Source organism: Haemophilus sputorum HK 2154, assembly GCF_000287615.1.
Taxonomy (GTDB): domain Bacteria; phylum Pseudomonadota; class Gammaproteobacteria; order Enterobacterales; family Pasteurellaceae; genus Haemophilus_A; species Haemophilus_A sputorum.
Window position 1 is genome coordinate 1 of sequence record NZ_ALJP01000019.1, and the last position, 14405, is coordinate 14405.

A 14405-nucleotide genomic window follows, 5' to 3' on the forward strand; every position below is an offset into this window, starting at 1 on the left:
TAGTTAGCACCTATTAAGACTTCAAAATTAAAAAATATTTTTAAATCAAGTCAATCAACAAGTGCCCACACAGATTGTCTGATATGTTGTTAAAGAACAAAAATAAACGACGCACTGCTTTTTCTAAAGATTCACAACAGCGCGTCGTTGTGTGGGGTGCATTATAGAGAAATCTCAAATCCTTGCAAGTCTTTTTTGCAAAAAAATTTAAATTTTTTACTGATTGTTTACATTTAAACCGATCAGAACAATTTCTTATCCGATCATACGGTTTAATTGTGCACCTAGTCCGCTTTGTCGTTCGATGGCACTTTTAACACCTTGAATCCAAGTTTTTTGTGCACTGAACAAGGTAAAATGCGATTTTGCTCGGGTAATCGCAGTATAGATCAATTCTTTTGTCACTACCGGTGAAAAATTCAATGGCATTATAAAGTAGACATCTTCGAATTCTGATCCTTGAGATTTATGCACTGTCATCACGTAAGCTGGTTCAAAATCAGGTACGCGGCTAAGCGACAAACTATAATGCTCGCCATTTTCTTGCAATGTATCAAAATAAACGCGCAAATTTTTCTCTTCATCATAAAGGATCAACCCAATATCCCCACTATAAACCTGATTCATTGGAGAATTTTGGGTAATTAAAATTGGTTTTCCATGATAACGATCCCGACTATGATTAAACTGAATCAATCTTGCCTGACGTAACGCTTCCGCAATCCCCTGATTCAGGCTCTCTACGCCAAATTCACTCACTCGTAATGCTGATAAAAATCTCACGCGTTGAAATGCAGCAAAGATCTCACTAATTGAAACACTTTTGGGATCTCTTTCTCGCTTGGCTGCAAGCATTAAATATGCGCGATAAGATTCAACTGCTTTTTTTATAATTAACTGACGACAGTATGCTTGCCATTGCCCTTTGTCTGGAAAGTCGGTTACTGATGGATACTCCACACAGGCTAAATCTTCAAAATCTGAATTTGCAAAAATCTCCCAAGATTTGCCCGCTTGCTGAGCATTGACTAATGCAGCCAAATGCCCAATACCTGATTGCTCGTGGAATCGATAACTTTTTCGCAAGTGACAAAGTGAATCACTAATTGCCGAAGCTTGTCCGCTTGATTGTAATTTCTCACCCGTTACTGCATTCAAATAGTCACAATGTGCTTGGCTGTATCCTTGAGTAATAAAATCACCGAGTTCCCCCATAATTGCGCCAGCTTCAACCGAAGCTAATTGATCTTTATCTCCCAATAAAATTAGTCTTGCCTGCGGTTTTAGAGCATTCATCAATTTTTCCATCAACGTTAAATCGATCATTGAAGCTTCATCAACCACTAACAGCCCTATCGGAAGTGGGTTTTGTTGATGATAAGTTGGTAAATCACTTTGCGGACGAATACCAAGTAAGCGATGAATCGTTGATGCTGATGTTTCAATCGCGATATCAGTTTCAATTTGTTGTAAACTTTGATGCAACGACTCTTTTAATCTTGCTGCCGCTTTACCCGTGGGCGCAACTAAAGCAATGTTAAATAATGGTTGTTGTTGATGCTGTTGTTTTTCTTGAAGCGCAACTAAAAGCTTCGCTACTGTTGTGGTTTTCCCAGTTCCTGGCCCGCCAGAAATTACACTAAAGCGATTTTTTAAGGCTGTTGCAACTGCCACTTTTTGCCAATTAATATCGGGGTGTTTTTCTGGAAAAAGCTTTTCTAAAACCGCCCGCTCAAACGCCCAATCACTTGAGCTGCTCTCTTGTGGCAAACTCACCGCATGCTGTAAATAGGTTGCGACGCAATTTTCAGATTGCCAATAGCGGTAAAAATAAACAAGCTCGCCTTGAAACAACATCGGCGCAACTGTTTCTGGTGAATCACTAAAGGCAATATGATCTTTTAAATATTTCGGCCATTCAAGCGGTGGAATTTGATCAATTTTTTGCAAAATTTCTGCCAAGAAATCTCGTTCACTCTTATTTGCCAATAAACCAAACGGATTTTTCAACGCCGTTTCTAAATGCATCGCTGTATGACCTTGCATCATGTGGTAAGAAAGCAACGCAGCAAGTAATATTGCTAAATTTTGCTGAGTTTGCGTGTAATGATAAGGCTGCTGTTTTCGATCAATAAATTTGGCAAATTGGAAATTTAATTCAGAGAGCCATTTTTCAGCTTTGAGATCTTCAAGTAACGCTAGCATAGGCGATAAATCAATAATGATAAAATAGCCAAATTATCCAATTTTCATTCTAGATTGTCCATTTATTCCGAGCAGGCGTATAATAACCACCACATTAATTTTCAACTTAAACAAAACTCATGAAACCTGCAATTGCAACAATCAACCAACAAGCCCTTCGTCATAATATTGAACTCATTAAATCTTTTGCGCCTCAACAAAAATTACTCGCCATGATTAAAGCCAATGCTTACGGGCAAGGTTTATTACCCGCAGCACATGCATTATGTGATTTAGTTGATGGTTTCGGTGTAGCTCGTTTGCGTGAAGCACTAGAAATTCAAGAAACTGGCTACCAAGGCAAAATTTTATTGGTTGAAGGTTTTTTTGATCGGGAAGAATTGTTAAAAACGCTCTCTCGCCGTTTTGATACCGTTATTCACTGCATGGAGCAACTTGAGTTATTAGAACAAGTAGCAAAAGAATGGAATGAAGAACAACAAAAAGGATTTTGGAAACGCAAAGCAAAAATTTATTTTCCCATTCATGTTTGGTTAAAAATCGATACGGGTATGCACCGTCTTGGCGTCCACCCTGAACAAGTCGATCAATTCTATCAACGTTTAAAAGCCTGTTCATTAGTTGAAAGCATTAGTTTCGTTAGCCATTTTAGCCGTGCAGATGAACTAGACTGCGGTTATACCGAAAAACAAATTGCTACCTTTGAAGCGGCAACTGCGCCTTACCCTGAACATCAACGCAGTATTTCTGCCTCAAGTGGTATTCTTTACTGGCCAAGCGCGCATTACGAATGGGTTCGTCCTGGCATTATTATGCATGGCATTTCGCCTCACTATACCCCAATAACGAATTTAGGCTTTAAACCTGTTATGACGCTTTCCTCTTCGCTTATTGCCGTTCGTACTCACAAAGCTGGCGAACCTGTTGGTTATGGTGGCGCTTGGGTTAGCCCGAAAGACACCAAGCTTGGTGTGGTTGCAATGGGCTATGGTGATGGTTATCCTCGTAACGCACCTGAAGGCACACCCGTTTTAGTAAATGGACGAATTGTACCGATTGTTGGTCGTGTTTCCATGGATATGCTGACGGTTGATCTCGGTGCAGACAGCCAAGATAAAGTCGGGGACGAAGTTATTTTCTGGGGGGAAGATCTCTTAATTGAAGACGTCGCTAAACATATTGGCGTGATTAGCTATGAGCTCATTACTAAGCTTACGCCAAGAGTAATTTTTGAATACAAATAGTCAATTTTAAGGTGGGGTTCTCCCACCTTATTTATTGTATAACTACATTTCCGCTAGCACACTTTTTAACACCTTTATCCCTTCAGCTATTTGCTCTTCATTAATGATTAACGGTGGAAGCAAGCGTAACTTCATTTTTGCAGTCAGGAAAAGCACACCTTTTTCGATACATTTTGCTACCACATCAGCGGCTTTAACCTTTTCATCAAATTCTACACCTAGCATCAATCCCATGCCTGAAACTGATTTAACATGCGGAAGTACTTCAAGTGCCTGACGTAATATTTCGCCCTTGTATTGGACTTGTTGCAAAAATGCCGAATCAATGCTCTCAAGTACAGCATTCGCTGCGGCACAACTTACTGGATTTGCTCCAAATGTTGAACCATGATCGCTTTTGCCTAGCGTATTCTCTACTTTTTCGCCTAATAAGAAAGCCCCAATAGGTAAACCACCACCAAGTCCTTTAGCAAGAGTCACAATATCAGGGACTAAACCAAATTGTTGATAAGCAAACAATGAACCAGTTCGCCCGATCCCTGTTTGCACTTCATCAATAATCAGCAATACATCTTTCGCTTGGCATAATGCTTGTACGCCTTTTAAAAATTCAGCACTTAATGCGCAAACACCGCCTTCACCCTGTACAATTTCTAGGATTAACGCACAAACATCCGCTTGTGCTAAACGGGATTCTAAGGCTTCCAAATCATTTGCAGGCAAATGCTCAAACCCTTGCGTGAACGGGAAAAAGTGCTGATGAAAAACAGCTTGTCCAGTCGCTGATAACGTTGAAATAGTACGTCCATGGAATGAGTTTACCAAACTTAATACTGTGGCTCGTCCATCGCCATATTTATCATGGCTATATTTACGCGCCGTCTTAATTGCCCCTTCATTTGCTTCAGCGCCTGAATTGCAAAAAAAGCTCCGTTTTAGACCGCTTGCGTTCACTAATTTCTTAGCTAACTGTGCTGAAGGTGCGGTATAAAATAAGTTAGAGGTATGCGCTAATTGACTGGCTTGTTCAATCACCGCTTTCAACCACTGCTCATTGCCCCAACCTAGGCTATTCACACCAATGCCACTGGTAAAATCTAGATAACGTTTGCCATCAAAATCCCACACTTCACAGCCTTTGCCATGTGAGAGCGCAACATCAAATCTACCGTAAGTTTGTGCAATATAATCTTGATCTAATTGTTTAATTTGTGTGTTTGTCATATTTTTCTCTTTTATAATGAAAGACTAAGGAATAAACCGCGTACCATGTGCAACGCTACCAAGCAATTCAATCAGAATAGCATGATCGACTCGACCATCAATGATGCTCGCCTCTTCTCCTCCCGCTTGTAAAAATTCGGTGCAGCAAGCAATTTTAGGAATCATTCCTCCCGCAATGACGCCCGCTTGGGTTAATGCCTCTACTTCTTTTCGCGTCACTTGTGAAATTAACGTACTTTCATCAAAACGATCGCGTAACAAGCCTGCAATATCAGTCATCGATACCAATTTTTCAGCCTTTAATGCAATCGCAATTTCGCTTGCTGCAGTATCTGCATTAATGTTGTAAGCTTGTCCCTCTTGATCCACCCCAACAGTAGAAATAACTGGAATAAAGCCAGAATCTAATGCCAATTGAATCAGCTGCGGATTTACTTTAGTAATCTCGCCAACAAAGCCATAATCAACTTCAGCTTGTAATTTTTTGCATTGCAACATTGCACCATCAATGCCACACAGTCCAATTCCTTTTCCATGCAACATAGCAACCAAGCTCTTATTCACTTTGCCTGCTAACATTTGCAAAACTACATTGATAGTATCTGCATCGGTCACTCGCAAACCATTGATAAATGTTGGTTCTTTGCCTAGTAATTTCACACCTTGCGAAATTTCTGGCCCACCACCATGGACTAAAACAATCCGAATACCTAAAGCATTGAGTTGATAAATATCTTGCATCACTGATTGCTTCAATGCTTCATTCAGCATTGCATTCCCGCCGTATTTCACAACGACGGTTTTTCCTTGCCATTTTGCTAAACAAGCGGTCGATTTTTCAAAAAGATTTGCAAGTTGATAGATTTCTTGTGTTTGCATCATTTTTCCTTGTTATAACGCCAATCCAGCAGTTTCTTCACGACCCAGCATAATATTCATACATTGAATCGCAGCGCCTGAAGCCCCTTTGCCTAAGTTATCAAAACGAGCCACTAAAAGTAGCTGAGTTGCATTACCATAAACAAAAATTTCTAGATTATCTTTGCCACTTAATGCATTGGCATTGAGCATGCCATCTTCAGGTAATTGTGCAAAAGGATGCACCTGAATCAATGGCGCACCTTGATAATAATCGGCTAACATTTTTGCAATTTGCTTACCAGATTTGACTGCTTGTAACGCAGAAAGTGGAATCGGCACAGTTACAAGCATTCCACTATAATAATCAGCCACAACAGGGGTAAAAATTGGAGGTTGTTGTGCACCAGTTAACGCTTGCATTTCTGGCAAATGTTTATGGGTAAGGCTTAGCCCATAAGCACGTGGTGCATCATATTTTTCAGCCCGAATATCTGCTTCATATTCTGCAATCATCGCTTTTCCCCCACCAGAATAGCCTGTTAAGGAGTGACAAGAAAGTGGGTAATCCGCAGCTAAAAGGCCTTTTTCGATTAACGGACGAACCAAAGCAATATACCCTGTGGCATGACAACCTGGTACTGCTAGGCGGTTAGCCGTTTTAATTTTTTCATGTTGCCCAGTTAATTCTGCAAACCCATAAACCCAATTTGGGTTCACACGATGAGCCGTAGAAGTATCACAAATTTTTGCCGTTTCAGGCGCTTGAGCCACTAATTCTTTTGCAGCCTCATCAGGTAAGCAAAGAAAAGTTAAATCTGCTTCAGCGACTTTTGCTAAACGTGCAGAGAGATCTTTACGTTCTGATTCAGGCAAACTCAGTAATTCAATATCTTCTGCTGCCCCTAAACGTTCAAAAATACGTAACCCTGTGGTGCCAACTGCGCCATCAACAAAAATTTTATATTTGCTCATTATTCCCCTCCACATCATTGAATGTATTCAGTGTAGGCTTATTTTCATAAAAATTCAACAAAAATGAATAATTATGCTTAGTTTATGCATGTATATTCTTTACCCCATAAAAAAATCCCTTAACTAAAAAGTTAAGGGATGTTATCCATTCTAAATTAGTCTTGTTTATCGCCGATTAACACAGACTCTAATGCAATCTCAATCATGTTATTGAATTTTAATTGGCGCTCTTCTGCTGTTGTCACTTCGTGAGTACGGATGTGATCTGAAATCGTACAAATTGCAAGGGCTTTTGCACCATATTCCGCAGCAACACCGTAAACACCAGCCGCTTCCATTTCTACACCAACGATGCCATATTTTTCCATATAGTCAAACATTTCCGGATCTGGTGTATAGAATAAATCAGCACTGAATAAGTTACCTACTTTTACATCAACACCTTTAGCTTTAGCTACTTCAACTGCTGCTGCTACCATGTTGAAATCTGCGATTGCTGCAAAGTCATGGTTTTTAAAACGAATACGGTTTACATTTGAATCAGTACACGCACCTAGGCCGATAACAACATCGTAAACATGGATGTCATGACGAACTGAACCACAAGTCCCAACGCGAATAATTTTTTTCACGCCATATTCGGTAATTAATTCCTTCGTATAGATAGAAGCAGATGGAATACCCATACCGTGTCCCATTACAGAAATACGACGACCTTTATAGGTACCAGTAAAACCGAACATATTACGCACGTCGGTAACTAGTTTTGCATCTTCTAAGAAAGTTTCTGCAATATATTTTGCACGAAGTGGATCGCCTGGCATGATTACTACGTCAGCAAATGCGCCTTCAGGAGCGTTAATATGTGGAGTTGGCATAATTTAATCCTCTATAAAAATGACTATACAGTCGGGTTAAAAAAATTTTTCAAATAACGCAAACGTTTTCGCTTGCCATATAGCACAACACCACGAACAAGTCGTGGTGTTGATTTTAAATTATAAGACTGCGCCGCCTAAGCCGATGAATAAACCAGCAATGGTTGCACTCATCAAGTTCGCAAGGGAACCTGCAAGTACTGCTTTAATCCCTAATCGCGCAATATCTCCGCGTCTGTTTGGTGCCATTGCACCTAAACCACCGATTAAGATTGCAATCGAGCTAAAGTTTGCAAAGCCGCATAATGCGAAAGTAATAATGGCTTTAGTTTTTTCACTTAATACCATTGGTGCTTCAGGTGTTAAGTATTTCGAAAAGTCTAAATAAGCTACGAATTCGTTAATTGCTAATTTAGTACCAATCATTTGACCCGCAACTGTTGCCTCTTCCCAAGGTACACCAATTACCCAAGCTAGTGGTCTGAAAATCCACCCAAATAGCATACCAAGTGATAATTCTGGCATACCGAACTTCGCACCTACGCCACCTAAAATACCATTTAATAAAGCAATCAATGCAACGAATGCAATTAACATTGCGCCTACGTTTAAGGCTAATTGCATACCTGAACTTGCACCACCTGCTGCTGCATCAAGAATATTTGATGGTTTTTCAAGTTCTACTTTAGACATGTCATCATTAAATTGTTCAGTTTGCGGTACTAAAATTTTCGCAAATAATAAACCTGCTGGTGCAGCCATAAATGAAGCGGCAATTAAGTAGGTTAATGGCACGCCCATACCTGCATAACCTGCCATTACAGAACCGGCAATTGAAGCTAAACCACCACTCATAATTGCGAAAAGTTCAGATTCAGTCATGTTGCTAATATAAGGTTTAACAATTAATGGAGCTTCAGTTTGACCAACGAAAATATTCGCTGCTGCTGACATAGATTCTGCTTTTGAAGTGCCTAATAATTTTTGCAAGCCACCACCAATGATTTTGATGATCCATTGCATTACACCAATATAGTAAAGAAGAGAAATTAATGCGGAGAAGAACACAATTGAAGGGAGAACACGGACTGCGAAAATGAAACCATCACCGCCCATTACTTCGAAGATTTTATCGCTGGCTAAACCACCAAAGACGAATTTAATCCCTTCAAAGCCGTACCCGATAACGTTATTGACGCCATCTGCTAACGCTAGTAAAAACGCACGACCTTGTTCTACATAAAGAACTAATGCGCCCAAGCCGATTTGTAATCCTAATGCGCCGAAGACTGTACGATAATTGATTGCTTTTTTATTGTTTGAAAATAAAAAAGCAATAAAAAGCAACACAAAAATTCCTAGAAGGCTATTTAGTGCACCCATAAACACCTCAAAACTAAATAATCTTTACTAATTTTTAAATAAAAAATCAGCACCCAAACATAAAGTTACACTACTATACCTATTTTCTGTTAAAAAATCTCCTTTTTTTTCAAGATTTTAAGCAAAAAAAAAGTATTTCTCCATTTGATATGCCAAATTGATCTAACAATTTCAATGCTTTATGTTATAGTTGAATTGCTCTTTTCTTTAGGTGAAATGTATGTCTAAAAAATCTCCAATTCCACTTATGCCATGGGCTGCACCACATCAATGGTCATTAAAATGGCAAACGCTACTGATTATTTCTGTAGCAATGGCATTTATGGGCGTTGGAGAGGGATTTTTAGTGCAATCAAAACTAGGCAATGCCCCTTGGACAGTGCTTTCACAAGGCTTATCTCTTCAAACAGGCATGTCGCTAGGCATGGCAATTGGGCTGATTAGCGTGATAGTTTTACTGGCATGGATTCCATTTAAACTACGCTTTGGTTTAGGCACCATTTTGAATATTTTGATTATTGCCTTTTTTGCGGATCTTACAACCAAAACTATCTCAACACCGCCAAGCATAGCAGGGCAATTTACACTGATGTTAGCTGGATTATTCATTTTTGGCATCGGCACTGCATTTTATCTCTCGTGTAAATTAGGTGCTGGCCCGCGTGATGGACTAATGGTCGGTATTTGTCAACATTATGGCTGGCAAGTAGGGCGTGTACGTACAGCTATCGAAGTGGGCGTCTGCGTTTTTGGGATTTGGCTTGGTGGCACTTTCGGTATCAGCACGATTTTATTCGCACTTTCTGTCGGTTGGATTATTCAAGGCTGTTATTTATTATTAGAACGAATCTTTCCTGAATCCGCCCTCTCTTCTTAATCTCTCAGGCAGCACATAGCTGCCTGTTTAAACTGATTTAATTCCACTCTAGCGGATCAACATCTAAGCTCAATCGAATTGAGCTTGGTATCGCAAGGTTTGCCTTATCTTGCTCAAATTGCGCTAAAAGCTGCTGCAATAGACGGCGAGAAGGATGTTGAATCAACAACAACCAACGGTAAGCACCTGCTTTTTTTGGCATTGGCGCCGAAAAAGGTGGCAAAATTTGCATTCCTTGAAACCCTAATTCAACCGTCTTTTGCTGAAAGTAAGCGGTCAGATTTTGCAGAAAATTTGCAATTTGCTCGTTATGTTTACCTGTTGCGCGAAATAACGCTTGAGCACAAAACGGCGGCAGCTGCATGGTTTGACGAAGCTGCAATGCACTTTGTGCAAAAGCCTCATAGCCTTCATTGAGCAATACTTTTAGCAAAGGATAATCAGGATAATGCGTTTGTAATACCACTTCTCCCGGTTTTTCAGCTCTTCCTGCTCTGCCTGCCACTTGCAAATAAAGCTGCGCCAAGCGCTCTTCTGAACGGAAATCGGTAGAAAACAGAGCCGAATCCACATTCACAATTGCGACCAAAGTCACATTCGGGAAATGATGCCCTTTCGCCAACATTTGCGTGCCAATTAAAATTTGGCTTTTACCCTGACGAATGGCTTGCAACTCTGCCTCTAACGCCCCTTTTCTTGCCGTAGAATCTCGGTCAATTCGACTAATTTGGTAATCAGGGAATTTCTCAGCTAATACTTGTTCCAGCTGTTCTGTTCCCACCCCAGTGGTCACTAAATTGGTTGAGCCACAATGCCCGCACTGGCGAGGAACAACTTTTTGCGCAGCGCAATGATGGCAACGTAAAACCCGCTGTTTTTGGTGGTAGGTATAAGGTTTCTCACACGCTTCACACTCACACATCCAACCGCATTCATGACATAGCAACACAGGTGCAAAACCACGGCGATTGAGAAACAACATGACTTGATTGCCTTGTGAAAGGTGCTTTTGCATCATTGCCAATAGGCTATCAGATAATCCCGCATTAACCCGTTGAGTTTTTAAATCAATCACTTGATGTTTTACATTTTGTGATCCACCCGCCCGAGCGGAAAGGGTAAGCTCAACATATTTGCCACTTTTCGCATTTTGAATGCTTTCTAAACTTGGCGTTGCCGATCCTAAAACAATGGGAATTTGTAAATTTTTCGCCCGTAGAATGGCTAAATCGCGGGCATGATAACGCCATCCTTCTTGTTGTTTAAATGAGCTATCATGTTCTTCATCAATAATAATCATGCCTAAATCGGCAAATTGAGTAAATAGCGCCGAACGCGTGCCAATCACAATCGCACTTTCGCCATTTTTTGCGCGCAACCACGCATTCAACCGTTCGGTTTCATTTAAATTCGAATGTAACACATCGATTTCAACATGAAATCTCGCCTTAAAACGTTGTACTGTTTGAGGTGTTAAACCAATTTCAGGCACAAGCACGAGCACTTGCTTACCTTGATTGAGCACACTCTCAATCGCTTGTAGGTAAACTTCTGTTTTGCCAGAACCTGTAACACCATTAAGCAAAAAGGCTTCAAACCCTTGTGTATAAGAAAGGCGACTAACTACTAACGTTTGCTGTTTGTTTAGAACAAGACGATTTTGACTGTTGACAAGCGGTCGATTTTCTAATTTTTTTTGCCAACTTTCCGCTACATAAGGCTGCTCAAATTGAGCAATGTAGCCTTTTTCTATTAACCCTTTCCAAGCCGATGCTGAAAACGCTGCAGATTTTACAAACGGCGCATTGAAACCCGCCAATATTTTTAGCAAATTTTCCTGCTTTTTCGCCCGCTTGTTTTCGCCTGTGGTTAAGGCAATTTTGCCTTTTTCAGTTACTATAAAATGATCTAGCTGTTTACGCTCAGCCACTTCACCGTTACGCAATTTAACTGGCAATGCATTAAACAATACTTCGCCGATTGCACCGTGATAATAATTTGCCGCCCAGTGCAAAAGTTTTTCTATCTCTGTATCAAAGAGCGAATCTTTATCTAACACTGCTTGAATAGGTTTGATTTTTTCAATTGGCAAATCACTTTCTTGAGGAAAATCCACCACAATGCCAATTTGAGTTTGGCGACCAAAAGGCACAACGACACGACAACCTTTTTCAACGCTTAACATTTCAGGCAGCAGATAATCAAAATAGCGATTTAATGGCACAGGAAGTGCGATACGAACAATTTTCATCGATTTCTTTAACGATCTAGCCCGATTTTAGCAGCCAAGCCAATAAAAATCGTGCCACAGATTTTATTCATGAAATTTCCGACCGTTGGGCTGGAACGTAAAAAATGACCTAACGGACTAGCCGCCATAACCAGCACAATAACCCAAACAGTACTGGTGCCCAGTAAAGTTAGCCCAAGTAATAAGAACGGCAGAAAGGTATTTTCTAAATTAGCACTAACAAATTGAGGCAAGAATGCCAAGAAAAATAGTACAACTTTTGGGTTTAAGACATTCGTGAGCACACCTTGACGATAAATTTTAGCCAGTGGCAATTTATCTAGTGCAACTGAATCTACATTAAGCGGCTCTTTCCACATTTTAAAACCAAGATAAAGTAAATAAAGCACGCCCGCATATTTTAAGCCCATAAATAACATTGGTGAATGGGCAACGATACCAGCTAGACCAAATGAAACAGCAAGAACATGAATGAGCATGCCAGTTTGGATCCCGAGAGATGAGACAATACCTGATTTTTTTCCCTCTGCAATCGTGCGGGTAATAATATAAATAGTATCCGAACCCGGAGTAAGATTCAGCAAAATACAAGCGGTCAGAAATCCCCAATAATTAACAATATCTTGCATCATGATTCTCCGATTATTTTCGTCTAAAGCTGTCGAGTGTTAATAAACCAATTGCGAAAGCAAGGCAAATCATTAAAAGGTAAGATTTTGCTTCTAACACTTCCCCAATAGCGAAGGAAATAAATAACATCACAAGTGGCTCGACATAGCCTAACATGCCTAACACATTAACAGGGAGCATATTACTTGAAGCAATATAAAGAATAAATGCAGCACCATTTACAATGCCAAACAACGCTAGAAAATAAAATAGAAACGGATTTTGCGCAACCATTTCGGTTACATTCGTTTGCATAGCAAAATAAGCTGCAAAAGGCATAATAAAAAGCAATTCTACAAAAAAAGTCGCAAGATTGTTGATCTGGAAATAGCGACGCAAAGTAATATAAATAGGATAACCAACCCCTGCCGCTAAAGTTGCCCACGAAAAAGTGCCCGTTAACCAAATATTTGAGCACACGCCCAATGCTGCAAAACTGATCGCAAGCCATTTTAGTGTGGTGAATCGTTCTTTAAAGACCATTTTCCCTAACGCCACAGCCACAATCGGCAATAATAAATAACCGATAGAAACTTCAATCGCTTGTCCATTATTTGGTGCCCATAAAAAGAGCCATAACTGAAAGCCTTGAATAAAAGCTAAAAGCGCAATGAGCAATACAAGCGGTGGATTTTGGCGAATTTTTTGCAAAAGTTCTGAAAATTTACCCGCTTGTTTAAACAAAATAATCGCTAATAAAATAAAAGGGGCTAACACAAAAATACGATAGCCAAACATACTCTCGCCACTTAATGGTCGCAGCAAAATAGCAAAATAGTAGCCCAACCCAAATAGAAAATTGGCGCTCATGCAACAAAGTATGCCTTTTAACATAAATTCCTAACCACGTTTAAAATGTTTGCGTTGTCGGCGTAAAACAGAAAGCCCGTCTAACGTGAGTAATAAAATTGCCACTAACAATGAACTCATTAACAAATAAGATTCTTGCGCCAGTCTTTCGCCAATTAAAAAAGAGATAATGAGCATAAAGCAAGGTTCAACGTAACCTAAAAGCCCAAGCACGTTAAACGGTAAAATGGTGCTTGCCATCGTATAAGAAATGAGTGCCGATCCGCTAATTAAGCCTAATAATGCAATGAAAACATAAATATGGCTATTTTCGCTTTCAATATATGCCATATCCACTTGCTGCATAAAATAAAGTGAAATAGGAATTAGGAAAACAATTTCTAGCACAAAGCTATGTAAATGACTGATGCCGAATTTACGGCGCAAGTGGAAATAAATCGGGTAACCTGTGCAAACAAACAAACTTTCCCAAGAAAGTTTCCCTGTCAATAGAATATTGCTCAACACCCCAACAAGCGCAAAGCCAATCGCCCATTTTTTTAGACGAGAAAGAGGCTCTTTATACATAAAACGCCCAAATGCCACCATCACAATCGGCATGAGCAAATAGCCCATTGAGACTTCAATGGCTTTTCCACTATTCGGTGCCCATAAAAAAAGCCACATTTGCGAACCGACTATGGAAGAAGTCAACAACATCACTAGCAATAAACTAGGTTGTTGCTTGATTCGTGCTAAGAAGGCTAAAAAAGCATCTGTTTGTTTAAATAAAAAAAGTGATAAAAATAGAAAAGGTAAAGTAACGACCATTCGAATGCCAAAAACCCCTTCCCCAGATAAAGGGCGCAAATGAATTGCGAGGTAATACATTAACCCGAAAAGTAAGGAAGCAAAAAGGGAAAAAGAAACACCTTTTAACATAAATTATCCAATAATATTCTTGTTTAATCTTTCCTCAATAAATATTTTATAGGGTGTTTTTAATGTTAAAAGGGCGTGCACCACACGCCCTTCTAAGTGAGAAAAGATCG

Annotated in this window: 12 protein-coding genes; 2 read left to right on the forward strand and 10 right to left on the reverse strand. The window is 39.8% G+C overall.

The window, feature by feature from the left end; all coding sequences use genetic code 11:
- Window positions 1–255: 255 nt before the first annotated feature.
- Window positions 256–2205, reverse strand: a complete 1950-nt coding sequence (recD, locus tag HMPREF1128_RS08210) for an exodeoxyribonuclease V subunit alpha (RefSeq protein ID WP_007526380.1) — start codon at window positions 2203–2205, stop codon at window positions 256–258.
- A 119-nt stretch (window positions 2206–2324) separates the two neighbouring features.
- Between recD and alr the strand changes: the two genes are divergently transcribed.
- Entirely contained in the window at window positions 2325–3449 is a 1125-nt protein-coding gene (gene alr, locus HMPREF1128_RS08215; RefSeq protein ID WP_007526386.1) for an alanine racemase, read from the forward strand.
- Between the two features lie 42 nt (window positions 3450–3491).
- Here alr and HMPREF1128_RS08220 read toward each other — a convergent pair whose 3' ends face one another.
- From HMPREF1128_RS08220 to HMPREF1128_RS08240, 5 genes are all read right to left on the reverse strand, one after another.
- On the reverse strand, window positions 3492–4673 hold the full coding sequence (locus HMPREF1128_RS08220) for an aspartate aminotransferase family protein (RefSeq protein ID WP_007526298.1): 1182 nt from the start codon (window positions 4671–4673) through the stop codon (window positions 3492–3494).
- 24 nt (window positions 4674–4697) lie between these two features.
- Complete coding sequence (gene argB, locus HMPREF1128_RS08225; RefSeq protein WP_007526287.1) at window positions 4698–5552, reverse strand: acetylglutamate kinase; 855 nt, start codon at window positions 5550–5552, stop codon at window positions 4698–4700.
- 12 nt (window positions 5553–5564) lie between these two features.
- Window positions 5565–6506 (reverse strand): N-acetyl-gamma-glutamyl-phosphate reductase, encoded by a 942-nt coding sequence (argC, locus tag HMPREF1128_RS08230; protein ID WP_007526346.1) that lies wholly within the window; start codon window positions 6504–6506, stop codon window positions 5565–5567.
- 155 nt (window positions 6507–6661) lie between these two features.
- Entirely contained in the window at window positions 6662–7384 is a 723-nt protein-coding gene (gene deoD, locus HMPREF1128_RS08235) for a purine-nucleoside phosphorylase (RefSeq protein WP_007526416.1), read from the reverse strand.
- A 120-nt stretch (window positions 7385–7504) separates the two neighbouring features.
- Window positions 7505–8767 carry a NupC/NupG family nucleoside CNT transporter gene (locus HMPREF1128_RS08240; protein WP_007526343.1) on the reverse strand — a complete coding sequence of 421 codons (1263 nt, stop codon included), beginning with the start codon at window positions 8765–8767 and terminating at the stop codon, window positions 7505–7507.
- Window positions 8768–8987: 220 nt separating this feature from the next.
- On the opposite strand from HMPREF1128_RS08240, the gene yczE reads away from it, so the two are divergent.
- Window positions 8988–9644, forward strand: a complete 657-nt coding sequence (yczE, locus tag HMPREF1128_RS08245) for a membrane protein YczE (protein WP_007526289.1) — start codon at window positions 8988–8990, stop codon at window positions 9642–9644.
- A 37-nt stretch (window positions 9645–9681) separates the two neighbouring features.
- On the opposite strand, the gene priA is transcribed toward yczE, so the two are convergent.
- From priA to rarD (HMPREF1128_RS08265), 4 genes are read right to left on the reverse strand one after another with little or no spacing between them, the layout of a single operon-like run.
- Window positions 9682–11895 carry a primosomal protein N' gene (gene priA, locus HMPREF1128_RS08250; protein ID WP_007526365.1) on the reverse strand — a complete coding sequence of 738 codons (2214 nt, stop codon included), beginning with the start codon at window positions 11893–11895 and terminating at the stop codon, window positions 9682–9684.
- 8 nt (window positions 11896–11903) lie between these two features.
- Entirely contained in the window at window positions 11904–12524 is a 621-nt protein-coding gene (locus tag HMPREF1128_RS08255) for a LysE family translocator (RefSeq protein WP_035530476.1), read from the reverse strand.
- 13 nt (window positions 12525–12537) lie between these two features.
- The gene (gene rarD, locus HMPREF1128_RS08260; RefSeq protein ID WP_081496170.1) at window positions 12538–13398 is read right to left on the reverse strand and encodes an EamA family transporter RarD; all 861 of its coding nucleotides are present in this window, start codon (window positions 13396–13398) and stop codon (window positions 12538–12540) included.
- A 6-nt stretch (window positions 13399–13404) separates the two neighbouring features.
- Complete coding sequence (gene rarD, locus HMPREF1128_RS08265; protein ID WP_007526286.1) at window positions 13405–14295, reverse strand: EamA family transporter RarD; 891 nt, start codon at window positions 14293–14295, stop codon at window positions 13405–13407.
- Window positions 14296–14405: the final 110 nt, after the last annotated feature.